General features: G+C 55.4%; 27 protein-coding genes. 18 read left to right on the top strand and 9 right to left on the bottom strand.

Annotation, left to right across the window (positions count from 1 at the left end):
* The first annotated feature begins 93 nt into the window (after positions 1-93).
* Complete coding sequence (panM, locus tag HVZ37_RS01490; RefSeq protein WP_044253808.1) at positions 94-477, top strand: aspartate 1-decarboxylase autocleavage activator PanM; 384 nt, start codon at positions 94-96, stop codon at positions 475-477.
* 179 nt (positions 478-656) lie between these two features.
* Here the strand turns inward: panM and livJ are convergent, their stop codons facing one another.
* The 6 genes from livJ to ftsY form a co-directional block, all read right to left on the bottom strand.
* Positions 657-1,757, bottom strand: a complete 1,101-nt coding sequence (gene livJ / locus HVZ37_RS01485; RefSeq protein WP_181628046.1) for a branched chain amino acid ABC transporter substrate-binding protein LivJ — start codon at positions 1,755-1,757, stop codon at positions 657-659.
* A 208-nt stretch (positions 1,758-1,965) separates the two neighbouring features.
* Complete coding sequence (locus HVZ37_RS01480; RefSeq protein WP_181628045.1) at positions 1,966-3,231, bottom strand: 4-aminobutyrate--2-oxoglutarate transaminase; 1,266 nt, start codon at positions 3,229-3,231, stop codon at positions 1,966-1,968.
* A gap of 130 nt (positions 3,232-3,361) precedes the next feature.
* Entirely contained in the window at positions 3,362-4,216 is an 855-nt protein-coding gene (gene rpoH / locus HVZ37_RS01475) for an RNA polymerase sigma factor RpoH (protein ID WP_042998479.1), read from the bottom strand.
* A gap of 253 nt (positions 4,217-4,469) precedes the next feature.
* The gene (gene ftsX, locus HVZ37_RS01470; RefSeq protein ID WP_042998480.1) at positions 4,470-5,528 is read right to left on the bottom strand and encodes a permease-like cell division protein FtsX; all 1,059 of its coding nucleotides are present in this window, start codon (positions 5,526-5,528) and stop codon (positions 4,470-4,472) included.
* A complete protein-coding gene (ftsE, locus tag HVZ37_RS01465) occupies positions 5,521-6,189 on the bottom strand; it encodes a cell division ATP-binding protein FtsE (RefSeq protein WP_042998481.1) in 669 nt (222 codons plus the stop codon). The genes ftsX and ftsE overlap by 8 nt, the downstream gene beginning before the upstream one ends.
* Before the next feature lie 2 nt (positions 6,190-6,191).
* Complete coding sequence (gene ftsY, locus HVZ37_RS01460; RefSeq protein ID WP_061069319.1) at positions 6,192-7,679, bottom strand: signal recognition particle-docking protein FtsY; 1,488 nt, start codon at positions 7,677-7,679, stop codon at positions 6,192-6,194.
* 159 nt (positions 7,680-7,838) lie between these two features.
* Between ftsY and rsmD the strand changes: the two genes are divergently transcribed.
* Together rsmD and HVZ37_RS01450 are read left to right on the top strand one after the other, a co-directional pair.
* Positions 7,839-8,435 carry a 16S rRNA (guanine(966)-N(2))-methyltransferase gene (gene rsmD / locus HVZ37_RS01455; protein WP_061069320.1) on the top strand — a complete coding sequence of 199 codons (597 nt, stop codon included), beginning with the start codon at positions 7,839-7,841 and terminating at the stop codon, positions 8,433-8,435.
* Positions 8,425-8,694 (top strand): DUF1145 family protein, encoded by a 270-nt coding sequence (locus tag HVZ37_RS01450; RefSeq protein WP_061069321.1) that lies wholly within the window; start codon positions 8,425-8,427, stop codon positions 8,692-8,694. Before rsmD ends, HVZ37_RS01450 begins: the two co-directional genes overlap by 11 nt.
* A gap of 65 nt (positions 8,695-8,759) precedes the next feature.
* Here the strand turns inward: HVZ37_RS01450 and HVZ37_RS01445 are convergent, their stop codons facing one another.
* On the bottom strand, positions 8,760-9,119 hold the full coding sequence (locus HVZ37_RS01445) for a DUF2500 domain-containing protein (protein WP_061069322.1): 360 nt from the start codon (positions 9,117-9,119) through the stop codon (positions 8,760-8,762).
* Positions 9,120-9,260: 141 nt separating this feature from the next.
* On the opposite strand from HVZ37_RS01445, the gene HVZ37_RS01440 reads away from it, so the two are divergent.
* Both HVZ37_RS01440 and zntA read left to right on the top strand, forming a co-directional pair.
* Positions 9,261-9,887, top strand: a complete 627-nt coding sequence (locus HVZ37_RS01440) for a lysoplasmalogenase (RefSeq protein WP_044253586.1) — start codon at positions 9,261-9,263, stop codon at positions 9,885-9,887.
* Between the two features lie 76 nt (positions 9,888-9,963).
* Complete coding sequence (zntA, locus tag HVZ37_RS01435; RefSeq protein ID WP_181628044.1) at positions 9,964-12,162, top strand: Zn(II)/Cd(II)/Pb(II) translocating P-type ATPase ZntA; 2,199 nt, start codon at positions 9,964-9,966, stop codon at positions 12,160-12,162.
* A 45-nt stretch (positions 12,163-12,207) separates the two neighbouring features.
* Here zntA and tusA read toward each other — a convergent pair whose 3' ends face one another.
* Positions 12,208-12,453, bottom strand: coding sequence for a sulfurtransferase TusA (gene tusA, locus HVZ37_RS01430; RefSeq protein WP_042998488.1), 246 nt, complete (start codon positions 12,451-12,453; stop codon positions 12,208-12,210).
* Between the two features lie 306 nt (positions 12,454-12,759).
* Between tusA and HVZ37_RS01425 the strand changes: the two genes are divergently transcribed.
* Entirely contained in the window at positions 12,760-13,425 is a 666-nt protein-coding gene (locus HVZ37_RS01425) for a 7-cyano-7-deazaguanine/7-aminomethyl-7-deazaguanine transporter (protein WP_042998489.1), read from the top strand.
* Between the two features lie 77 nt (positions 13,426-13,502).
* Complete coding sequence (locus HVZ37_RS01420) at positions 13,503-14,060, top strand: DcrB family lipoprotein (protein ID WP_109739759.1); 558 nt, start codon at positions 13,503-13,505, stop codon at positions 14,058-14,060.
* A 3-nt stretch (positions 14,061-14,063) separates the two neighbouring features.
* Here HVZ37_RS01420 and HVZ37_RS01415 read toward each other — a convergent pair whose 3' ends face one another.
* Positions 14,064-15,314, bottom strand: a complete 1,251-nt coding sequence (locus HVZ37_RS01415; protein WP_071888335.1) for an MFS transporter — start codon at positions 15,312-15,314, stop codon at positions 14,064-14,066.
* Positions 15,315-15,411: 97 nt separating this feature from the next.
* Here HVZ37_RS01415 and HVZ37_RS01410 point away from each other — a divergent pair, with 97 nt between their 5' ends.
* The 11 genes from HVZ37_RS01410 to HVZ37_RS01360 all read left to right on the top strand — a co-directional run bounded on the left by HVZ37_RS01410 (position 15,412) and on the right by HVZ37_RS01360 (position 24,388).
* On the top strand, positions 15,412-16,461 hold the full coding sequence (locus tag HVZ37_RS01410) for an AI-2E family transporter (protein WP_044253594.1): 1,050 nt from the start codon (positions 15,412-15,414) through the stop codon (positions 16,459-16,461).
* Positions 16,462-16,830: 369 nt separating this feature from the next.
* Positions 16,831-17,208, top strand: a complete 378-nt coding sequence (locus tag HVZ37_RS01405) for a hypothetical protein (protein WP_125340073.1) — start codon at positions 16,831-16,833, stop codon at positions 17,206-17,208.
* A 68-nt stretch (positions 17,209-17,276) separates the two neighbouring features.
* On the top strand, positions 17,277-18,338 hold the full coding sequence (locus HVZ37_RS01400) for a methyltransferase (protein WP_044263895.1): 1,062 nt from the start codon (positions 17,277-17,279) through the stop codon (positions 18,336-18,338).
* A gap of 54 nt (positions 18,339-18,392) precedes the next feature.
* Positions 18,393-19,115: a beta-ketoacyl synthase chain length factor gene (locus HVZ37_RS01395; RefSeq protein WP_099433897.1), complete on the top strand. Its 723-nt coding sequence runs from the start codon at positions 18,393-18,395 to the stop codon at positions 19,113-19,115.
* Entirely contained in the window at positions 19,112-19,927 is an 816-nt protein-coding gene (locus HVZ37_RS01390; protein WP_042998496.1) for a lysophospholipid acyltransferase family protein, read from the top strand. Before HVZ37_RS01395 ends, HVZ37_RS01390 begins: the two co-directional genes overlap by 4 nt.
* A complete protein-coding gene (locus tag HVZ37_RS01385; RefSeq protein ID WP_042998497.1) occupies positions 19,908-20,165 on the top strand; it encodes a phosphopantetheine-binding protein in 258 nt (85 codons plus the stop codon). The genes HVZ37_RS01390 and HVZ37_RS01385 overlap by 20 nt, the downstream gene beginning before the upstream one ends.
* A 12-nt stretch (positions 20,166-20,177) precedes the next feature.
* Positions 20,178-20,429: an acyl carrier protein gene (locus tag HVZ37_RS01380; protein ID WP_042998498.1), complete on the top strand. Its 252-nt coding sequence runs from the start codon at positions 20,178-20,180 to the stop codon at positions 20,427-20,429.
* Between the two features lie 6 nt (positions 20,430-20,435).
* Positions 20,436-21,008 carry a hypothetical protein gene (locus HVZ37_RS01375; RefSeq protein WP_054176490.1) on the top strand — a complete coding sequence of 191 codons (573 nt, stop codon included), beginning with the start codon at positions 20,436-20,438 and terminating at the stop codon, positions 21,006-21,008.
* Positions 21,005-22,366: an AMP-binding protein gene (locus HVZ37_RS01370; RefSeq protein WP_054176491.1), complete on the top strand. Its 1,362-nt coding sequence runs from the start codon at positions 21,005-21,007 to the stop codon at positions 22,364-22,366. Before HVZ37_RS01375 ends, HVZ37_RS01370 begins: the two co-directional genes overlap by 4 nt.
* Complete coding sequence (locus HVZ37_RS01365; protein ID WP_044263902.1) at positions 22,353-22,706, top strand: beta-hydroxyacyl-ACP dehydratase; 354 nt, start codon at positions 22,353-22,355, stop codon at positions 22,704-22,706. The genes HVZ37_RS01370 and HVZ37_RS01365 overlap by 14 nt, the downstream gene beginning before the upstream one ends.
* Positions 22,697-24,388, top strand: a complete 1,692-nt coding sequence (locus HVZ37_RS01360; protein ID WP_130097494.1) for a glycosyltransferase — start codon at positions 22,697-22,699, stop codon at positions 24,386-24,388. The genes HVZ37_RS01365 and HVZ37_RS01360 overlap by 10 nt, the downstream gene beginning before the upstream one ends.

Below are 24,388 nucleotides of genomic sequence, written 5' to 3'. Positions count from 1 at the left end.
AATCACCTGCCAAATGATTTAAAAAAGAGAAAGCGTCCGGTTGAATTATTTCGGTACACTTGCACTCTCTTTTGTGATTTGGACATGCTGTCGATGAAGCTGACCATCATTCGTTTAGAACACTTTAGCGATCAGGATCTGATCGACTTGGGCAAAATCTGGCCGGAGTATTCCGCCGCCTCTTTAAGCGTAGATGAAACGCACCGGATCTACGCGGCACGATTTAATGAGCGGTTGTTAGGCGCCGTAAGGGTCACCCTGAGCGGCACTCAGGGCGCGCTGGATTCGCTGCGCATCCGTGACGTCACGCGGCGTCGGGGGGTGGGAAAATATCTGGTGGAAGAAGTGATCCATGATAATCCGAACGTCTCCTCCTGGTGGATGGCGGATGTCGGCGTGGAAGACCGGGGCGTCATGGCGGCGTTTATGCAGGTACTGGGCTTCACCGCACAGCAAAACGGCTGGGAAAAACGTTAAAAAAGCCGGGTGGCGGCTTCGCCTTACCCGGCTGGCTATATTCTCTGCTGCCTTTTCCCAAGAATTTCGTGTTGCAGGAAGGCGGCAAGGGATGACATCCCCGGAAGCTTACCGACGTAAGTGACCGGGGTTGAATAACACAGCCAATGCACCTGCAATGCGCAAAGGCGCCGTGGAAATTACTTCGCGTCGGTCGCCGTGCCGTTGGCATGCCAGTCGAAGACGCCGAATTCAAAGCCTTTCAAGTCACCCTTCTCATCCCACGACAGCGGTCCCATGACGGTATCCACGGAGTTCGCTTTCAGCCAGGTGGCGATTTCAGCCGGATCGGCTGACTGGTTCAGGCCCGCCTGCAAAGATTGCAGCGCGGCGTAGGTGGTCCACACGAACGCCCCGCTCGGTTCTTGTTTTTTCGCCTTGATCGCATCAACGATAGGTTTGTTCGCAGGTACCTGGTCATAGTTCTTCGGTTTGGTCACCAGCAGACCTTCGGCCGATTCACCGGCGATGTTAGACAGGGAAACGTTGGCTACCCCTTCCGGGCCCATGAACTGCGTTTTCAGACCCGCAGCACGTGCCTGGCGCAGGATCTGACCCATTTCCGGGTGATAACCGCCGTAGTAAACGAAGTCGATATTCTCTTTCTTCAGACGCGCCACCAGCGTGGAGAAGTCTTTCTCACCGGCGGTGATACCGTCAAAGAACACCACGTTAGCGTTGCCCTTCTTCAGATTTTCCTGCACGGCACGCGCCAGACCTTCACCGTACTGTTGTTTGTCGTGAACGATCGCGATGCGCTGCGGCTTCACTTTTTCCAGAATGTATTTCGCGGCGGTCGGGCCCTGGTCTGAGTCCAGGCCCGTGGTGCGCAGCACCAGCTTGTAGCCGCGAGAGGTCAGCTCCGGTGCCGTTGCCGCCGGGGTGATCATCAGAATGCCTTCGTCTTCGTAGATGTCAGACGCGGGCTGAGTGGAAGAGGAACACAGGTGGCCGATAACGTATTTGATGCCGTCATTAATCACTTTGTTGGCGACTGCGACCGCTTGTTTCGGGTCACAGGCATCATCATATTTTACGATCTGCAGTTTTTCGCCTTTGATTCCGCCTTTGGCATTAATGTCTGCAACCGCTTGTTCTGCGCCAGTAAACTCCTGGTCGCCGTACTGGGCTACTGGACCGGACATCGCACCGACAACAGCGACTTTAATATCGGCCTGAGCCATTGTGCTGAATGCCAACGCGATACATCCTGCCAGTAACGCTTTACCCTTCATATTCATCCTGACCTTCCCCATTCTTATGGTTATTACGACTATTGTGATGTTGTTGTGTAGCGCTTTATTTCGATTATAGGTGTGCAGCTCGCGCATTTTCAGCACACTCTGCTAAAACATACCCCATTTTTATAGTTTTGGAATAGCTAATTTCATATTCAAATAATAAGTGAACGACATAGCGTCGTGCCGCCCGGTAATGGACGGCACAGGTTTATCGTGTCAGCGAGTGGGTGATAATGCCGAGCGCCTGACGAAATTGCGCGTCAGGGATGGTGAGCGGATAAAGAAAACGGATGACGTTGCCATACACGCCGCAACTCAGTAGCAGAAGTCCTTCCTGCAAGGCGCGATCCTGCACCTGCCGCGTGAATTCCGGGGAAGGTTTTCCGCTATGCGGATCGTTGAATTCTACCGCCACCATCGACCCCTGCGCGCGAATATCGGCAATAAACGGGCAGTCCGCTTTTGCCTGGTTCAACGCCTCGACCAGCGTCGTGCCCAATGTAGCGGCGCGGGCGCAGAGCTGTTCTTCATCAATCACATCCAGCACCGCGTGTGCCGCAGCAACCGCCAGCGGGTTACCGGCATACGTTCCCCCCAGACCGCCAGGCACAGGGGCATCCATCACTTCGGAACGGCCAGCGACCGCAGAGAGCGGCATACCGCCTGCCAGGCTTTTCGCCATCGTCATCAGATCAGGCTGTACGCCATGATGCTCCATCGCAAACAGTTTGCCGGTACGGGCAAAGCCGGTTTGCACCTCATCGGCGATCAACAAGATACCGTGGGTATCGCACAACGCCCGCAGCGCCTGCATGAACGCCGTTGGCGCAATATTAAAGCCTCCTTCACCCTGAACCGGTTCAAGGATGATGGCGGCAACCTGATCTGGCGCGATATCAGCTTTAAAAATGCGCTCCAGACTTTGCAGCGCATCGACGGTGCTCACACCGTGTAACGCATTAGGGTACTGAGCGTGATAAACCGAACCAGGGAACGGGCCAAAACCGATTTTGTAAGGTGCCACTTTACCGGTCAGCGCCATCGTCATGAAAGTCCGCCCGTGGAAAGCGCCGCCAAAGGTAATGAGCCCGGGTCGTTTGGTATATGCGCGGGCAATCTTCACTGCGTTTTCCACCGCTTCTGCCCCGGTGGAGAAGAATGCCGTCTTCACCGGCCCGTCAATCGGCACACGTTTATTGATACGTTCCGCCAGTCTGACATAGCTTTCGTAGGGAACAATCTGGTAAGCGGTATGAGTAAAAGACTGGAGCTGTTTTTCGATGGCGGCGATGATTTTTGGGTGACGATGCCCGGTATTCAGCACTGCAATACCAGCGGCAAAATCGATCACCTCACGGCCTTCCACATCCCACAATGTTGCGTTTTCCGCCCTCTCAGCGTAAAAGCCACACATCACGCCGATCCCGCGCGGCGTCGCCTGCAAACGCCGTTCATTCAGTTCGTTATTCTTCATTTTCTTCCCCTAAGATGCGCACAACCCATCGGTAAGTGTTTGCCAGGGGGGAGGAATTCGCCAGATCAGGCGCTAAAAAAACAAAAACCCCGGACAGTTATCCAGGGTTTTAGCGGGGACTTCGCGGGAGTTACGCTTCGATAGCGGCGCGAAGTTTTTTCATGGCGTTCTTTTCAAGCTGACGCACACGTTCTGCGGAAACACCGTAGCGATCGGCCAGTTCCTGCAGCGTAGATTTGTTATCTTCGTCCAGCCAGCGGGCGCGGATAATATCCTGGCTACGCTCGTCGAGACCTTCCATCGCATGGGTCAGTTTGTTGGCAGCCTGATCTTCCCAGTTATCCTCTTCAATGCCGTCGGCAAAGTTAGAGGTTTTATCCTGCAGATACAGGACGGGCGCCATCGGCTGGCTGTCGGACTCATCGTCCGGGGACATATCAAACGTCATGTCCTGCGCCGCCATACGAGATTCCATCTCGCGGACGTCTTTACTGGAAACACCCAGCTCACGCGCCACCATTTCCACTTCATCCTGATTAAACCAGCCCAGACGCTGCTTGGTTTTACGCAGATTAAAGAACAGCTTACGCTGTGCTTTGGTGGTCGCCACTTTCACGATACGCCAGTTACGCAGGACATATTCGTGGATCTCAGCTTTAATCCAGTGCACGGCGAAGGAAACCAGGCGCACACCCACTTCCGGGTTGAAACGGCGCACGGCTTTCATCAGGCCGATATTCCCTTCCTGAATGAGATCCGCCTGCGGCAGGCCATAGCCCGCATAGTTACGAGCAACATGAACAACAAAGCGCAGGTGAGACAGGATCAGCGTCTTAGCTGCTTCCAGATCGCCCTGGTAATGCAGCTTTTCAGCCAGTGCCCGTTCCTCGTCAGCCGACAACATCGGCCACGCGTTCGCAGCCCGGATGTAAGACTCCAGGTTACCAACAGGGGCTAAAGCTAAATTTTGCATTTCTTTGGTCATTCAAATCCTCTCAATTTTTATCGTCTGGCACCACAGCGATAGATATCAGCAACAACCGTGCCAGCGTTAATGAGCAACGAGATTAGCATTCACTCTTTTATCAGACCGTGATTTTATCCACAAGTTCAATGCAACGTTGTGTATAAATTACGCACAAATTGTGACATGAAGATGAAAAGTGGGGAAGAGACAACAGGAACTCTTTCCCTGCGAACGGAAACCCATTGCAGGGAAAGATTATATCACGTTTTTTTTAATCAGGAGTAAAGTGACGTAAATGTTGAACCGTCGCGAGCCACGCCGCCACCCAGCCGATCATCGAGCAAACCAGCAGCAGTAACAGGCATTCATCGAACGATAAGCCATTGAGATCAAACTTCGTTCCGAAAACTTGTGCCACTTCCGTGACCGCCGACGACAGTCGTAACACCAAAATTTCTGACAAAATCAGTGAAAGAAATGCGCCAGAAAAACCGAGCAATGCGCCGCCGTACAAGAACGGACGCAGGATAAATCCATCCGTCGCACCAATCAGTTTTTGCACGTTAATCGTATCGCGACGGGCAAAGATGCTCAGCCGCACGCTGTTACCAATGACGAGGAAGACGGCGGCAACCATCAGCACACCAATCATCGCCGACACTCGCCCGACCAGACCGGTCAGCGCCGCCAGACGGGCAAACCAGCTGTCGTCCATCCGCACTTCATCAATCCCGTTAATACGAGAGACGCGGTCGCGCAGCGTATTCAGCGAATCGGTGCTCTGGAAGTCGAGTTTCGGGATCACCACCGCCACCGCAGGCAAGGGATTCTCTTCCAGCATATCCAGCGCGCCGCCGAAACCGGACCAGTTGCGGAATTCGCCGAGAGCATCTTCACGAGAAAGGTAATTCACCTTCTCCACACCCTGCTCAGCCTGCAACTGGGCGACGACGCCTGCCGCCGCATCATCATCCAGCGTTTTTTGCAGATAAACGGTGATCTGCGGAGACGGGTAATACTGCGTCGCTGCCTGGTTAACGTTTTTGTAGACCATGTAGCAGACGCTCGGCAGAGTCAGGGAGATGGCAATCACCATCACCGTCAGAAACGTCGCCAGCGGTTTGCTTTTCAGATCCTGTAACGCGCCCTGGAACGCATAGCGCACCTGCTCGTTAAAGACGTTGGTTTTACGTGAGTTCGGCTTTGGCGACGGTTTCGCCCGCTTCGGCGCGTTACGTCCACCGTCACCGGAGGAGCCGCCGGAACGACGAAAACGGTCCAGCCGTCCACCGAACTGTTTGATTTGATTGATAGCGTCGCGCTTATTCACGGGCTTCGCCTCCATGCAAATGGCCATCACTCAGGGTAAGCATACGGTACGACCGACGGGAAATGAGCCCGATGTCGTGCGTCGCCATCAGCACCGTCACCCCGACGCGGTTAAACTCTTCGAACAGACGCAGAATCCCTTCCGACAGCGCGTCATCCAGGTTACCGGTCGGTTCATCCGCCAGCAGTACCGCTGGCTTGTTCACCACCGCACGGGCGATCCCGACACGCTGCTGTTCACCCCCGGAGAGCTGAATCGGGAAGTTTTTCGCTTTGTCCAGCAGTCCAACCTTGTCCAGCGCCGCCGATACGCGACGACGAATATCATCCCCGCTGGCACCGGCGATAATCAGCGGGATCGCCACATTGTCGAATACCGTTCGGTCCATCAACAGGTGGTGATCCTGGAAAATCATGCCGATCTGACGACGCAAAAACGGCACTTCACGGTTTTTCAGTCGCGTGATGTCATGCCCACTGAAGAGGATTTTCCCGGCGCTGGGCCGCTCAATCCCACAGATAAGCTTCAGCAGGGTACTTTTCCCCGCGCCGGAGTGGCCGGTCAGAAACGCCATCTCGCCCGGCTGCATATGGAATGTGACCCCTTGCAGCGCTTGTCTCCCACCGAGATAGGCCTTGCTGACATGTTCAAAGCGAATCATTGTTAATCCTCTCGGGCAAAAAGTGCCTCTATAAAATCGTCCGCCTTAAACGGACGTAAATCCTCGATACGTTCGCCCACACCAATATAGCGGATAGGGATGCCAAACTGATCGGCCACCGAGAAGATCACCCCACCTTTCGCCGTACCGTCCAGCTTGGTCAGGGTAATACCGGTCAGGCCCACCGCTTCATGGAACAGTTTGGCCTGGCTTATCGCATTCTGCCCGGTGCTGGCATCAAGCGTCAGCATAACTTCATGCGGCGCGTCTTCGTCCAGTTTCTTCATCACGCGAACGATTTTTTTCAGTTCTTCCATCAGGTGCGATTTGTTTTGCAGACGACCTGCGGTATCGGCAATCAGCACATCAATGTGTCGCGCCTTCGCGGCCTGAATGGCGTCGAAGATAACGGAAGCGGAATCCGCGCCGGTATGCTGGGCAATCACCGGAATATTGTTACGCTGACCCCAGACCTGCAACTGTTCGACCGCTGCGGCGCGGAACGTATCGCCCGCCGCCAGCATCACGGATTTCCCTTGCTGTTCAAACTGGCGCGCCAGCTTACCGATGGTGGTGGTTTTCCCCACCCCATTCACGCCGACCATCAGAATAACAAACGGCGTTTTACCTTCAACGTTCAGCGGTTCATCGACTTTCGCCAGAATCTCGCCCATCTCGTCTTTCAGCAGTCCGTACAGCGCTTCAGCATCTTTAAGCTGTTTGCGGCTGGCGCCTTCCGTCAGATTGGCGATGATTTTGCGCGTGGTTTCCACGCCCACATCGGCAATCAGCAGTTGTTCTTCCAGCTCTTCAAACAGATCATCGTCGATTTTTTTACCACGGAACAGACTGATAAATCCGGAACCGAGGTTTTCTTTGGTTTTCAGTAAGCTGCGTTTCAGACGCGCGAAAAAACCTTCTTTGGTCGGTTTTTCCTGTTCCTGAATCATCTCTTCGACCGGCGCGTCTTTTTCCGCCAGCGGAACGATCATTTGCGCGTCTTCCGCCGCTTCCGCCGCCAGCGCTTGTGCTTCCAACTCTTCGTCGGTCAGTTCCGGTTCGTTTTGCGCCTCTTCTTCTACCGCTTCAACAATCTCAACGGTTTCCGCTTCGGCCTGCCACTCTTCGGCGGAGGTTTCCTCTTCGGCTTTCACCTCTTCCGGCAACGGCAGCTCTTCGTGCGCAACGGCAATCTGCGGCTCAACCTGCGCGTCAACATGCTCTTTCGCGACAGCGGGTTCTACTGACTGGATGGTTTCGATTTCCTGAACCTGTTCCGTCACCTCAACCACTTCCTCAGCAAAGGCTTCAGCCTCTTCTTTGCTGTGAAGCGGCGCTTGCGCTTCTACGTCAGCCGCCGTTTCAACGGGTTCGTCGGACGGTAATTGCGCTTCAACACCCTGCTGATCTTCGGTTTTTTGTTCTTGTTCCTGCTCTTTTTCACCAAAGCCCAGCCAGGAAAAGAAGCCACGTTTTTTCTGTTTTGCCATCTGCGATTACGCTCCTGGGGACTCATTCTCTTGCCGCTTTGAGGCATCCTGAATGATTTTGTGTATAGACGCTAAAAAAAATGATGAAATAGTCTATCACTTTACTTAATCCACATCACCGCCTGGAATCATCTGCACGCGGCGGTTTGAGCAACAGAAATGAAAAAAACGAATCACTCAGGTAGCGGCCAAATCCGCATTATTGGCGGACAATGGCGCGGCCGCAAACTCCCGGTCCCCGATAGCCCTGGTCTCCGTCCGACAACGGATCGCGTGCGTGAAACGCTGTTTAACTGGCTGGCACCGGTGATAGTAGAAGCCCAATGTCTGGACTGTTTTGCCGGAAGCGGCGCACTGGGGCTGGAAGCACTATCACGCTATGCCGCTGGCGCCACGCTGCTGGAGAGGGATCGCGCAGTCTCTCAGCAGTTACAAAAGAACCTGGCTACGCTGAAAGCAGGGAATGCAAAAGTCGTTAACACGGATACCCTGACATTCCTGACGCAGTCAGGCACGCCGCATAACGTGGTATTTGTCGATCCGCCGTTTCGTAAAGGGTTACTGGAAGAAACTTTAAACCTGCTGGAAACTCACGGCTGGCTGGCGGATGTTGCCTGGATTTATGTGGAAAGCGAAGTGGAAAACGGTCTGCCGACCGTGCCGACGAACTGGTCATTGTACCGGGAAAAAATCGCCGGGCAGGTCGCGTACCGTTTGTATCAACGCGAAGCACAAGGAGAAAGCGATGCTGATTAATCTTGGTCGACTACTGATGCTCGGCGTGTGGACATTCTTATTGTTAAACCTGGTGCAACCCTTCCCGCGACCGCTCAACATCTTCGTTAACGTCGCCCTCGTGTTTATGGTACTGATGCACGGCATGCAGCTGGCGCTACTGAAGTCCACCCTGCCCAAAGACGGACCGCAAATGACCACCGGCGAGAAAGTCCGTATTTTCCTGTTTGGCGTGTTTGAGCTGCTGGTCTGGCAGAAGAAGTTTAACGTTAAAAAGTAATACGGCATGAAGGTGCCGGATAGCGCTTCGCTTATCCGGCTTACCCAGGTGAGCGGTTTCCCGTCTTATGGCTGAGCAACAAACTCGACGAAGCGCGACCCTTTGTAGCTTAGCGTCCCTTTATCCCCCACCGTCAGCGCATGATACTGACGCGCCTCCAGGCGGAAGGTCTTTTCCAGCCCGCCGTTCTGTGGTTTAAAGCTCACCTCATAGCGCATACTGGTTCCCGCTGGCGTGACCTGCTGCTGTCGGGAACGTCGGTCGTTGATGGGCTTTTCACGTTTATTGCTGACCACCATTTGCGCCTGACGAAGCGGTGCCGCATCGTCATCGGCTTTTTCCCGCCGCTGCTGCATAAAGCGGAATGAGGCGGCAACGATAATTAACACAATGATAATAATGAAGAAAAGTGGCGGCTTACTCATATTGATAACCCATCAGAAAATGCGGAAATAAGCATACCCTGCCCGTTATGGTGTTGTCATCAGGCGGTCGCGGCCTCTACACTGAACATCAGGGTTGTGAGCATACCGCTTACGAAAAAATAACGAATTCAAGGAACTATGATGCTTTGGTCGTTTATCGCTGTCTGCCTTTCCGCATGGTTATTTGTGGATGCCTCCTACCGTGGACCCGCCTGGCAACGCTGGGTCTTTAAACCCGTCACCTTATTACTCCTGCTGTTACTGGCCTGGCAGGCGCCGATGTTCAACGCCGTGAGCTATCTGGTGCTGGCCGGTCTTTGCGCCTCACTGGTTGGCGATGCGCTAACATTATTGCCGCGTCAGCGACTGCTCTATGCGATTGGCGCCTTTTTCCTCTCGCACCTGTTGTACACCATCTATTTTGCCAGCCAGATGACGCTCTCTTTCTTCTGGCCGCTACCGCTGGTGCTGATGGTGCTGGGCGCGCTGCTGATTGCGGTGATCTGGACACGCCTTGAAGAACTGCGCTGGCCGGTGTGTACCTTTATCGCCATGACGCTGGTGATGGTCTGGTTAGCCGGTGAGCTGTGGTTTTTCCGCCCCACCGCACCTGCGCTGTCGGCGTTTTTGGGCGCGTCGCTGCTGTTCATTGGCAACATCGTCTGGCTGGGCAGTCATTACCGCTGTCGTTTCCGCGCGGACAACGCTATCGCCGCCGCCTGCTACTTTGCCGGGCACTTCCTGATCGTCCGCTCGCTTTATCTCTAATAACGCTTGACTCTGGAGTCGACTCCAGAGTGTATCCTCCGGTTAATGAGAAAATTATCATCAACCGGAGGATGCCATGTCGATACCTGCTCACAATGGCAAAAAAGCCCCACAATTTTCATCTTTCAAGCCAGCTCCCACGCCGCAGAAGCCCGATGACTGCTGCTGCGAAGGCGCATGCTCAGCCCCTGAACCTGTTGTTGAAACGGTAAAAGGCACCCGCTATAGCTGGAAAGTATCCGGGATGGACTGCGCCGCCTGCGCCCGCAAAGTAGAAAACGCGGTGCGCCAGGTCAGCGGCGTCAACCAGGTTCAGGTGCTGTTTGCCACCGAGAAACTGGTCGTCGACAGCAACGGCGATCTACGCCAGCAAATCGAGCATGCGGTGCAAAAAGCGGGTTACACCCTACGCGATGAACAGGCGAAGGAAGAAACGCCTGAATCCCGCTTTAAAGAGAACCTGCCGCTGCTCACGCTTCTCGTCATGATGGCGCTCAGTTGGGGGCTGGAGCAGTTCAACCATCCGTTCGGCCAACTGGCATTTATCGCCACGACGCTGGTCGGCCTGTTCCCGATTGCCCGCCAGGCGCTACGGCTGATAAAAACCGGCAGTTGGTTTGCCATTGAAACGCTGATGAGCGTCGCGGCTATCGGGGCGCTGTTCATCGGTGCCACAGCAGAAGCGGCGATGGTATTGCTGCTGTTCCTGATTGGCGAACGCCTCGAAGGCTGGGCCGCCAGTCGCGCCCGCAAAGGGGTCAGCGCGCTGATGGCGCTGAAACCGGAAACCGCGACACGTCTGCGCGACGGCGTACGCGAAGAGGTGGCGATCAACACGCTGCAACCGGGCGACATCATTGAAGTCGCTGCCGGGGGACGTCTCCCTGCCGACGGTAAACTGGTCTCTGGTTTTGCCAGTTTTGATGAGAGTGCGTTGACGGGAGAATCGATCCCGGTGGAACGCGCCACCGGTGAAAAAGTCCCGGCGGGGGCGACCAGCGTGGACCGTCTCGTCACGCTGGAAGTGCTCTCTGAACCGGGTGCCAGCGCGATTGACCGCATTCTGAAGTTAATCGAAGAGGCCGAGGAGCGTCGTGCGCCAATCGAGCGTTTTATCGACCGCTTCAGCCGAATTTATACGCCGGCGATTATGGCCATCGCCCTGCTGGTCACGCTCGTCCCGCCGCTGCTGTTCGCGGGATCCTGGCAGGAGTGGATTTATAAAGGGTTAACGCTGCTGCTAATCGGCTGTCCGTGTGCGCTGGTCATCTCTACACCGGCAGCCATCACTTCTGGACTGGCGGCAGCAGCTCGTCGCGGGGCATTGATTAAAGGCGGCGCGGCGCTGGAACAGTTGGGCCGTATCACCCAGGTCGCCTTTGATAAAACCGGGACGTTGACCGTCGGGAAACCGTGCGTCACGGCAATTCATCCGGCCACCGGCGTCAGTGAGTCTGAACTGCTGGCGCTGGCAGCGGCTGTCGAGCAAGGCGCAACGCATCCACTGGCGCAGGCCATTGTGCGCGAAGCACAAACCGCAGGGCTGACGATCCCATCCGCCGAGGGGCAACGGGCGCTGGTAGGGTCAGGGATTGAAGCGCAGGTGAATGGCGAAAGCGTTCTGATTTGCGCTGCCGGGAAACGTCCTGCCGACGCCTTTGCCGGAGAGATTAACCAGCTTGAAAGCGCCGGGCAGACGGTCGTTCTGGTCCTGCGCAATGAGACCGTGATCGGCGTCATCGCCCTGCAGGATACGCTACGCGACGATGCCCGTTCCGCCATCCGCGAACTGAATGCGCTGGGCGTGAACGGCGTGATCCTGACTGGCGATAACCCGCGCGCGGCAGCCGCCATTGCTGGCGAGCTGGGTCTGACGTATAACGCCGGGCTGCTACCGGAAGATAAAGTGGAGGCGGTCACCACGCTCAATCAACAGTCGCCGCTGGCAATGGTGGGGGATGGCATTAACGATGCGCCGGCGATGAAGGCCGCCGCTATCGGGATCGCGATGGGTAGCGGCACCGATGTGGCGCTGGAAACGGCGGACGCCGCACTGACGCATAACCGCCTTACCGGGCTGGTGCAGATGATCCAACTGGCGCGTGCGACCCACGCCAATATCCGTCAGAACATCACCATTGCGCTGGGACTGAAGGGGATATTTCTTGTCACCACGCTGCTCGGAATGACCGGTCTGTGGCTGGCGGTGCTGGCGGATACCGGGGCAACGGTGCTGGTTACCGCCAATGCGCTCAGATTGTTACGTAAAGGATAACGTTTTTTTGCCGGATGGCGCTAACGCTTATCCGGCATAACAAGATTACTGGCCTTTACGCACCAGATAGCGGTACGGCAGAGAGTCAGTCTCTTTTGCCACCAGCTCATGCTCCATAAACGTACAGAAGCCGGGAATGTCGCGGGTGGTCGCCGGGTCGTCCGCCACAATCAGCAGCGTTTCGCCGGTCCGCATGTTGCGTACGGTTTTACGCACCATCATCACCGGTTCCGGGCAGCGGAGCCCCTGGGCATCAAGGGTATGGTCGGGAGAGGAAAACAGATCGCTCATCGTGGTCTCATTCACTAAAAAAACGGCTGTAGTTTACGCTCAGTTCGGAAGTAAGCCAATCAGGTTAACGATTGCGTGAAAAATAGCCATTGCAATGCCACCGCAAAGCAGTATTATGCGGCGGCCTGAAAAAAGGAAGACGCGTTATAGGCGCCATCAGTTTGTTTAAGGTCAGCGCACAGCGCCCGGAGCGTACACGTCGTACGTGAGGAGCGCGAGCACTGCCCGAGAGCAAAATGGCAAGTAAAATAGCATCTGGCACGAATTGGGTTCCCTCACCCCAATCATCAATTAAAAAGGTACAATATGGCTCCGTTCACACAATCGCAGCGCGTAAAAGCGTTGTTCTGGCTATCGCTATTCCATCTGCTGGTGATCACCTCCAGTAACTATCTGGTCCAGCTCCCGGTCTCCATTTTTGGTTTCCATACCACCTGGGGCGCGTTTAGCTTTCCGTTTATTTTCCTCGCTACCGATCTGACCGTGCGCATTTTTGGCGCGCCATTGGCCCGTCGAATTATCTTTGCGGTGATGATGCCAGCGTTGCTGATCTCTTATGTGATTTCGTCGCTGTTCTATATGGGCTCCTGGCAGGGATTCGGGGCACTGATGCACTTCAATCTGTTTGTCGCCCGTATCGCAGTCGCCAGCTTTATGGCCTATGCACTGGGACAAATTCTCGATGTGCATGTCTTTAACCGCCTGCGACAGAACCGCCGCTGGTGGATGGCCCCGACCGCCTCAACGCTGTTTGGCAACGTCAGCGATACCCTTGCCTTTTTCTTCATTGCCTTCTGGCGCAGTCCGGATGCCTTCATGGCCGAGCACTGGATGGAAATCGCCATCGTCGATTACTGTTTCAAAGTGCTGATCAGCATCCTGTTCTTCCTGCCGATGTATGGCGTATTGCTGAATATGTTGCTGAAAAAACTGGCAGATAAATCTGAAATCCCGGCGATGCAGACAAGTTGAGCTAAAGGTTCCTTTTCCGGGTTGTGATAAGATGAACGGATGCGCCGTTATGGCCGTTTATCGAAAGGAAGAAGTCAATGCGTAATCTGGTTAAATATGTCGGTATTGGCCTGCTGGTTATGGGGCTGGCGGCCTGTGATAATAGTGATACAAAAGCGCCGGCAGAAGGCACGGCGGCAGAAAGCAACGCAACCGGTCAGCCGGTTTCTCTGCTGGATGGCAAACTGAGTTTCTCACTGCCGGCAGATATGACGGACCAGAGTGGCAAGCTGGGTACGCAGGCCAACAATATGCACGTCTACTCTGACGCGACCGGCCAGAAAGCGGTGATTGTCATCGTCGGTGATAACAGCAACGAAGAGCTGTCCGTGCTGGCAAAACGCCTTGAAGATCAGCAGCGCAGCCGTGACCCGCAGTTGCAGGTGGTGACCAACAAATCCATCGAGCTGAAAGGTCACACGCTGCAACAGTTAGACAGCATCATCTCGGCGAAAGGCCAGACCGCTTACTCTTCTGTGGTGCTGGGAAAAGTCGATAACCAACTGCTGACTCTGCAAATTACGCTGCCAGCGGACGACCAGCAGAAAGCGCAGACGGCCGCTGAAAACATCATCAATACGCTGGTTATTCAGTAACCATCAGGACGACGAGACGGCCTCTGGCGATTCCTGCAGAGGCCGTTTTTTTAACCGCCAGGTTAGCAGCAACGCAACCGCCACCAGCCCTGCCGCCGCCAGGTAAATGACCGGCACGCCAGCCCAGGTCATCACCAGCCCAGCCAACGGTCCCGTCACCCCCAGCGACAGATCCATAAACACCGTATACGTCGCCAGCGCCGAGCCCTGATTCTGCTGCGGCACCGCTTTGACCGCCACCACGCCAAGCGCCGGGAAGACCAGCGAAAAACCCATTCCTGTCAGCAGCACACCGATTTTTGCCATCCACGGCATCATCGCCACTCCCACCAGCAGCAGTCCGACTATCTCGACGCTAAAGCAGATCATCGCCACATTCAGACCGCCCAGGCGATTGATGCCGTTGGGAAACAGCAAACGCGTTCCGACAAACGCACAGCTAAACAGGGTGAGCGCGAATGCCGCGCCATCCCAGCCTTTGGCGTCATAGAACAGCGTGATAAAGGTGGCTATCACCCCGAAACCCGCCGAGGCCAGCGCCAGGGCCATTCCGTATAGCCAGACGCGTCCAAGCACCGCGCGAAACGGCAAAGGCTTCCCTTTGCTCGCTTTCACCGCAGGGCGCGGAATCGCTAACAAAATGGCCAGCAGCGCGATACCCATGATAATCAGCGCTAATCCCTGTAGTCCGCCCCAACGGTAAAACAGCACGCCGAGCGGCGCGCCGACCGCCATCGCCCCGTAAGTCACAATACCGTTCCAGGAAATCACCCGCCCGATGTGCAACGAGCCCACCACGCCAACACCCCATAGCGTCGAGCCGGTCCCGGCGAAACTCTGTCCAATCCCCAGAATCACGCGGCCCAGACACAGCAGCAGCAAACTGACAACCGGCCAGCTACTGGCGCTTCCTGCCAGAAAATAGCCCGCCCCGCTGAGAAAACAGCCGCACAGGCCAAAAACCACAATCTTTTTTGGCCCGAGCAGATCAGCATAGCGTCCGGCATGAGGGCGACTGAGCAAAGTCGCGAAGTATTGCAGGCTGATGACCAGCCCCGCCCAGAAGGCGCTAAACCCCATAACATCATGCACATAGCCAGGCAAAACCGCGAGCGGCAGGCCGATGGTCAGGTAGCTGGCACAGTTGAACATCACAACAGAAACAATGCGCAGATTGAGGCGCAATCCAGTAAGCGCCGGTTCAGCGACGGGTTCGGGCATGGGGATCACCACGTTTTTACAACAATGTTTCATTTCTACCACGCCACGCCGGGAAAATCAGCAGCCAGATTAGGAATATCGGCAGCCAGCGAGCCGCTACACTTAATGAAAATCAAAAAAGGATGTAAACATGACAACCCCTCAACCCGACAAAGCCGGTCTACATATTCTGCTCAAACTGGCCTCGCTGGTCGTCATTCTCGCCGGGATCCACGCCGCCGCAGATATCATTGTGCAACTATTACTGGCGCTCTTTTTCGCCATTGTCCTCAATCCACTGGTCACCTGGTTTATCCGGCGGGGAGTGAAACGCCCTGTGGCGATCACCATTGTGGTGGTCGTGATGCTGTTCGTGCTCACCGCGCTGATTGGCGTGCTGGCGGCCTCGGTGAATGAATTTATTGCCATGCTGCCGAAATACAACAAGGAGCTGACACGTAAGCTTTTGTATCTGCAAGATATGATGCCATTTCTAAATCTGCATATGTCGCCAGAGCGCATGTTGCAACGCATGGATTCGGAGAAAATTGTCACCTTCACCACCACGCTGATGACCGGCCTCTCGGGGGCGATGGCCAGCGTTGTGTTGTTGGTGATGACGGTTGTCTTTATGTTGTTTGAGGTCCGCCATGTGCCCTACAAAATGCGTTTTGCACTGCACAATCCGCAAATCCACATCGCCGGACTGCACAGGGCGCTGAAGGGGGTCTCTCACTATCTGGCGTTAAAAACGCTGCTCAGCCTGTGGACCGGGGTCATTGTCTGGTTGGGGCTGGAACTGATGAACATTCAGTTTGCCCTGATGTGGGGAGTGCTGGCGTTCCTGCTGAACTATGTACCCAATATTGGCTCGGTGATTTCCGCCGTTCCACCGATGGTTCAGGCGCTGCTTTTCAACGGCGTTTATGAGTGTGTGCTGGTGGGGGCGCTGTTCCTGGTGGTCCATATGGTATTGGGCAACATGGTTGAACCGCGCATGATGGGGCATCGCCTGGGCATGTCGACGCTGGTGGTGTTCCTTTCTTTACTGATCTGGGGCTGGTTGCTCGGCCCGGTGGGGATGTTGCTCTCCGTTCCCCTGACCAGCGTCTGTAAAATCTGGATGGAGACCACAACGGGCGGCAGCAAACTGGCAATATTACTGGGCCCTGGGCGACCGAAAAATCGATTACCGGGATAAACCCGCCCTACCAACCAGAGTAGTTTTATTCCCTTACCGGTGAAAGTATTATAAGGCGCGCTTTTGTTACCTGGATGTTTCAATAAGCGCGGTTTCCTTCGCGAAATGAGTTCCAGGTTTTTCCGCAGTGCATTTAATTCAAATTAAATGGTATCGACAATTTAATTTAAGTGAAAATTAACTAATACCATGATAATCCGGAAGATAAACGTCTTCAGCCTGCATGAATTAATTTCAGAATTTTCACGGTGTCCCGTCAAAGTTAACATTAAAAATAGTCGGTATCATTGTAACTAAAACGCAATTCAGAAATGCATTCAACGTTAATATAAATAGTAATTTTGATAGGGAGTTTTCATGAAACAATACATTAAGTGGTTTGCGGCGATTGCCGTTGTCGGTGCGCTGGCAGGTTGTGCGCGTACTGCCCCCATCGATCAGGTGCACTCTTCGGTGACCGCAGGCCATACTCAGGATCAGGTGAAAAACGCGATCCTGAAAGCAGGCGTTCAGCGTAAATGGATCATGACGGAAGCGGGTCCGGGCGTGATCAAAGCGCGTCAGCAGTCTCGCGACCACGTTGCAGAAGTGCGTATTACCTACACCGCCTCCAGCTACGATATCAAATACGACAGCAGCTTCAACCTGCAGGCTTCTGGCGGTAAAATTCATAAAAACTACAACCGTTGGGTCCGTAACCTGGATAAAGATATTCAGTTGAACCTGTCTGCGGGTGCGGGTCTGTAATATCTCCTAAAGTCGGGTCGTTTGCGGCCCGATAACCTCTTTTTGTCTTTTAACAGGTTGTACTCGCTATGTACGAACAGGACTCCCTCAGCGCACTGGATGCGATCACGGAAGCGCAGCGTATCGCCTTCGCCCCCATGCTGTTTCAAACCGCACTTTGCCTGCGAAATGCTGATGTGCTGGCGTATCTTGACCGCCAGGGAAAACAGGGTGCAACACTGGAAGAGATCACCGAAAACAGTCACGTTAACGAATATGCAGTCGGTGTCTTGCTGGATATGGGATTAAGCGGACGCATCATCACCCATAAAGCGGGACGCTATTATCTGGCGAAAATCGGACATTTCCTTTTGCATGACACGATGACTCGCGTGAATATGGATTTCACCCACGACGTCTGTTATCAGGGATTGTTCTTTTTAGAGAATGCTCTGAAAGAAGGAAAACCGTCCGGGTTAAAAGTGTTTGGCGACTGGCCAACTATTTATCCGGCATTGTCGCAATTGCCGCCGTCCGCGCGTGAAAGTTGGTTCGCCTTCGATCATTACTATTCTGATGGGGCGTTTGACGCCGCATTACCGCATGTATTCGCCAGTTGTCCTGCAACCCTGTACGATGTAGGCGGAAATACGGGAAAATGGGCAATACGCTGTAGTCAATTCGACGAAAATATCGCGATAACGTTATTAGATTTGCCACAACAAATTGCACTTGCCCGCGAAAATATCGAAAATGCAGGATTATCCGATCGCATCGGTTTTCATGCGGTGGATATGCTTGGCGATGCGCCTTTACCCACTGAGGCCGATATCTGGTGGATGAGTCAATTTCTTGACTGTTTTTCACCGGAGCAAATTGTCGCCATGCTCAGCAAGGTTGCCCGTGTGATGAAACCCGGCGCAAGACTGTGCATTATGGAGCTGTTCTGGGATGCGCAGCGTTTTGAAGCCGCCTCATTCAGTTTGAATGCGTCTTCGCTTTATTTTACCTGCATGGCGAACGGCAACAGCCGTTTCTACAGCGCAGAGAAATTTTATGGCTATCTGGACAAGGCAGGGTTCCAGGTGGACGAACGCCACGACAACTTAGGCGTTGGACATACCTTATTGATATGTCAAAAGAAAAAATAACAAAGTAGCATCTGAACGCTACTGGAATCACCGGTTTACCGCGGACGCGCGTTGATGAAATTCTCACTAAACATTACCGACTGGCGGGCGATGGCGCCAGGTCTGAGCGAATTGATACAGTGGCTGCAATGGTCACGGCATCCGCACGCCATCGATCCGTCGGCGGCACAAGGCAAACTGCGTGAACTGCCGATGATGACCTCCCGTCGTCTAAGCTCCGGCAGTAAACTGGCCGTCGAGTGCGGACTGGCGATGTTGCGTCGCCACGATATTGATGCGGTACTATACACCAGTCGCCACGGAGAGCTCGAACGTAACTACCGGATTCTGCACGCGCTGGCGACAGAACAGGCGCTCTCGCCGACCGATTTTGCCCTGTCGGTACACAATTCAGCGGTGGGCAACCTGACTATCGCGGCTAAACACCCTATCGTCTCGTCATCACTTTCCGCCGGGCGCGATACCTTCCAGCAGGGGCTATGTGAAGTCATCTGCCTGCTACAGGCGGGTTATCAGCGCGTGCTGATGGTCGATTTCGACGGTTTTCTTCCCGAGTTTTACCACCCGCGCCTTCCGGAAAATATGCCAACCTGGCCGTACGCCACCGCGCTGGTCTGCGAAGCAGGTAACGACTGGGTGTGTCAGAGCGAACCGGCTCAGGCTGGCGCTGAAACGCCACTCCCGCAAAGCCTGTTGTTTTTACAGCACTATTTGCAGAATTCCCGCTCGTTTAGCCTTCCGGGTGAGCGAGTGAACTGGCACTGGAGTCGGTCATGAAAGGGGTTATCTCCACGCTGAACCGACTCTGGCGAATCGCCATGACCGGCTTCTGCTTCGCCCTCTTCGGACTCGGCGGGCTGCTGCTTTCGGTCGTCTGGTTTAACGTTTTATTAGTGTTCGTATGGGACAATGCCCGGCGTCGCCGCATTGCCCGACGCAGCATTGCCGCCAGCTTCCGTCTCTTTTTAACGGTAACCCGAGTGCTGGGCGTGCTGGATTATCAGATGAACGGGGTAGATATTTTGCGTCAGGAACGCGGATGTCTGGTGGTCGCCAATCACCCCACCCTGATCGATTATGTCCTGCTGGCGTCGGTGATGCCCGAAACAGACTGTCTGGTGAAGAGCGCGCTGCTGAAGAACCCGTTCCTCAGCGGCGTAGTGCGTGCTGCGGATTATCTGGTGAACAGCCAAGCCGACGCCCTGTTACCGGCCAGTCAGCAACGCCTGGCGCAGGGCGATACGATTTTAATTTTCCCCGAAGGCACCCGCACTCGCCCCGGCGAGACCATGACGCTGCAACGCGGCGCGGCGAATATCGCCGTGCGCTGCGGCAGCGATATTCGCGTGGTGACCATCCATTGCAGCCAGCGCATGCTGGATAAAGAAAGCAAATGGTATCAGGTGCCGCCCGTAAAACCGCTGTTTACCGTCGAGGTACGCGAGCGGGTAAAGATCGACCACTTTTACGACGCAAATTTACAAGAACCGGCGCTGGCGGCAAGACAGCTAAACCGGCATCTTTTGCTTCAATTACAACCAGGTACGTTACCTCTCTCAGGAATTAATGATGCAAGCGCTTTATCTTGAAATTAAAAATCTCATCATAACGACATTGAATCTGGACGAACTGTCAACAGACGACATTGACACCGAGGCGGCGCTGTTTGGCGACGGCCTGGGGCTGGACTCGATTGATGCCCTGGAACTGGGACTGGCGGTAAAAAATCAGTACGGCGTGGTGCTGTCTGCGGAAAGTGAAGAGATGCGCCAGCACTTCTTCTCCGTCGCCACGCTGGCATCGTTCATTAATGCGCAACGTGCCTGAGGAGAGTCCGTTATGACTGATCAACACGCCATTTATAACGAAGTCTCTGCGCTGCTGGTTAAGCTGTTTGAGATAGACCCGCAGGAGATCAAACCTGAAGCGCGTCTGTACGACGATCTTGAGCTGGACAGCATCGACGCCGTCGACATGATCGTCCATCTGCAAAAGAAAACCGGTAAGAAGATCAAACCGGAAGAGTTCAAAGCCGTACGCACCGTGCAGGATGTCGTTGACGCGGTAGAACGCCTGCTTAAAGAAGCCTGATTCGCCGTGTCGGGCGTTCGCGCGTTGCCTGTGCTGACAGGCGTGCTGCTGCTTGCCTGGCCTTTCCTGATTTGGTTTGGCCTGGCGCACCACAGCCTGCAGTGGTTACTGCCGCTGATGGCACTATTGCTGTTCTTACGCTTTCGCCAGACCCGGCGACAGGCGGGTCCGCTGCGCGTCGTCACCCAGGTGGTGGCCGCAGTGGGTATCACCCTGTGCGTCGCCAGCTACCTGCTTAAAACCCATCAGCTTCTGCTGTTTTATCCGATTGTGGTGAATGCCGTCATGCTTGCCGTTTTTGGCGGTTCGCTCTGGTCATCGATGCCCATCGTTGAACGACTGGCGCGACTGCGCGATCCCCAACTCCCGGCTGTGGCGGTGCGTTACACCCGCCGGGTGACGCAGATCTGGTGCGCCTTTTTTATCTTCAACGGCGGCGTGGCGTTGTTTACCGCCCTCCACGGCGATATGGCAATGTGGACCGCATGGAATGGCATGATTGCCTACCTGCTGATGGGGTTACTGATGGGCAGCGAATGGCTGGTACGCCATTGGATGATGAATCGAGACTTGCAATGAAACAGACCCTGACGCTTGCCGAATGGCTCACCTCCCCCCGTCCAGCGAACACGCCTGTCGCCTGGCAGGATGAACGCCACTGGACGCTCGGTCACTTGCGCCACGATGTCGCGGAGTTGATGACACGCCTGCAACAGCAAAAAGGCGATCGCTGGGCGCTCTGTTTTGAAAACAGCTATCTGTTTATTGTCGCGCTGCTGGCGACCCTGCATGCGGGGAAAACACCCGTGATCCCGGGGCATAACCGCGTCTCTTTGCTCGACGAACAGCGGGCGTTGTTTGACGGCGTACTGAGCGATAAAACGCTCGGCTGGCAGGGGCCGCTGTGGGTGGTTAGCTCAGCAATGACGCTCAGCGATGAAGCGTGCCTCTTCCCGCCCCTGCGCCACGATGCATATGTCGAGCTGTTTACCTCCGGCTCGACGGGGCAACCGAAGCGCATCGTCAAACCCATTGCCCGTCTGGACCATGAAGCCGAACTGCTGGCGGCGCGCTTTGCCGACCGCCTGGCGGGGTGCAGAGTGGTAGCCTCCGTCGTGCCGCAGCATCTGTACGGTCTGACGTTTCGTATTTTCCTGCCAATGGCGCTCGGTCTGCCGCTGCATGCGGCCATGCTCTACTACGCGGAGCAACTGGCTGCGTTGGGTCACGAACATCGCTATGTGTTTATCAGCAGCCCGGCGTTTTTAAAACGTCTCGACCACCAGCTTCCCGCACCGCCGGTGGCAATGATTTTGTCGGCTGGCGGCATGTTACCGTGGCAGGACGTCACGCAAACCGCCGCCTGGCTGAACGTCTGGCCGGATGAAATCTACGGCAGCACCGAAACTGGTATTCTGGCCTGGCGCTATCGCCAGCAGGAGAATGTCACCTGGCTGCCCTTCCCCGGCGTGTCATTTACCGCAGAAGATGCTGCATTTCGTGTCTTTTCTCCGCTGATTGCCGACGCTAACGGTCTGCTGCTCGACGATATCCTGCAGTTTGAACCAAACGGTCAGTTCCGCCTGATGGGACGCCGTGGACGGGTGGTCAAAATTGAAGAGAAGCGTATTTCGCTCAGCGAAGTCGAACAACGCCTGCTGGAACTAAAGGGCATCCGCGAGGTCGCCGCCCTGCCGATCACCCGTGGCGGTCGCCAGGGCGTGGGCGTACTGCTGGTACTGGATGACGAGGCGCGCCAGCGCTGGCAGAACAGCGGTGGAAAAACGCAGGAGCTGACGTGGCGGCGAGCGCTGCTACCGTGGCTCGAGCCGGTCGCCGTACCGCGTTACTGGCGGGTGATCGACGAAATCCCGGTCAACAGTATGAATAAGCGTGTCTATGCGCAATTACAGGAGTTGTTTCATGATACCCCATGAAATTGAGCGCCATCAGGCACAGCCCCAACAGGTCGAGATCGTCTTGCATCTCGATCCTTCTCTTTTTTGGTTTAGCGGCCATTTTGCCGTGCAGCCGCTGCTGCCGGGCGTCGCACAGATTGACTGGGTGATGCACTATGCCACCACTCTGCTCGCTCCCGGCTGGCGTTTTCACAGCATTCAGAACGTGAAGTTCCAGGCACCACTGCTGCCGGAAAACACCGTCACGCTAACGCTGAGCTGGCAGGAAGCGCGTCAGATCCTGACGTTCAGCTATCAACGCCACGATGGCGACGCGCGCCATACCGCCAGCAGCGGGAAGATCCGGCTATGTCGTTAACCTTTTCCCCCTGCGTGCTGATCCCCTGCTATAACCACGGCGCCATGATGCCGCGTGTCCTGACACGCCTGCAGCCGTTTAATCTGCCGTGTATTGTGGTGGACGACGGCAGCGATGCCGCCACGCAGCAGGAACTGGACAGACTCGCCGAGGACACCTCCGGTCTGACCTTAATCCGTCTGGCGGAAAATGCCGGAAAAGGCGCGGCGGTGATCCGCGGATTAGAGGCGGCGGCAGAGGCCGGATTTACCCATGCCGTCCAGGTCGATGCCGACGGTCAACATGCCATTGAAGACATTCCAAAACTGCTGGAACTGGCGCAGGCCCATCCCGCCGCGCTGATCTCCGGACAGCCGATTTATGATGATTCCATTCCCCGTTCGCGTCTGTACGGGCGCTGGATAACCCATGTCTGGGTATGGATTGAAACCCTTTCCCTGCAACTGAAAGACAGTATGTGCGGCTTTCGTGTATACCCTGTCGCCCCCACTCGCCAGCTGGCGCAGCGGGTAACGCTCGGTAAGCGAATGGATTTTGACACCGAAGTGATGGTGCGTCTCTGGTGGCAGGGCACCCCCAGCTATTTTGTCCCGACTCGCGTGACCTATCCGCCGGACGGGCTGTCGCACTTCGATGCTTTCAAAGATAACTGTCGCATTTCGCTGATGCATACGCGCCTGTTCTTCGGCATGTTGCCGCGCATCCCGTCACTGCTGCTGCGTCGAACGTCGCCGCACTGGGCGCGCCAGCAGGAGGTGAAAGGGCTGTGGGGAATGCGCCTGATGTTGCTGGTCTGGCGGCTGCTGGGACGCAAAGCGTTCACCTTGCTGCTGTATCCGGTGGTCGGTGTTTACTGGCTGACGGCGTCCACCGCTCGCCGAGCCTCACAGAACTGGATCGCCCGCGTGCGTGAGCAATTGGCCGCGCGGCAGAGACCGGTGCCGGCTAACCTCACCAGCTACCAACACTTCCTGCGTTTTGGTAACGCGATGCTCGATAAAATCGCCAGTTGGCGCGGTGAACTGCATTTTGGTCGCGACGTGGTGTTTGCGCCAGGGGCTGAAGCAGCGCTGAATGTGAGCGATCCTCGCGGCAAGCTGCTGCTGGCCTCGCACCTGGGCGATGTTGAAGCCTGTCGCGCGCTGGCGCAGTTGCAGGGCAGCAAAACCATCAACGCGCTGGTGTTCAGCGATAATGCCCGGCGTTTTAAGCAGATTATGGAAGAGATGGCCCCGCAGGCCGGACTCAACCTGATGCCAGTGACCGACATCGGCCCGGACACCGCCATTGCGCTCAAAGAGAAGCTGGAGCGCGGGGAATGGATTGCTATTGTCGGCGATCGCATTGCGGTCAATCCCCAGCGTGGCGGCGAATGGCGCGTCTGCTGGAGTCGTTTCATGGGGCAAGCCGCCCCGTTCCCGCAGGGGCCATTTATCCTCGCCTCGATTTTGCGCTGCCCGGTGGATCTCCTCTTTGCCCTGCGTCAGCAGGAGAAGCTGTGCATTCACTGCGAGCCGTTCGCCGATCCGCTGGTCTTGCCGCGCGCCGAACGCCAGCAGGCGCTACAGCAGACCATCGACCGCTATACCGAACGTCTTGAACATTACGCGTTACAGTCGCCGCTCGACTGGTTTAACTTTTTCGATTTCTGGCAATTGCCGGAACCCAAAAACAAGGAGTAA

The sequence above is a fragment of the Citrobacter sp. RHB35-C17 genome (genome assembly GCF_013816795.1).
Classification (GTDB): domain Bacteria; phylum Pseudomonadota; class Gammaproteobacteria; order Enterobacterales; family Enterobacteriaceae; genus Citrobacter_A; species Citrobacter_A amalonaticus.
This window is presented reverse-complemented; position numbering and strand designations above follow the sequence as displayed.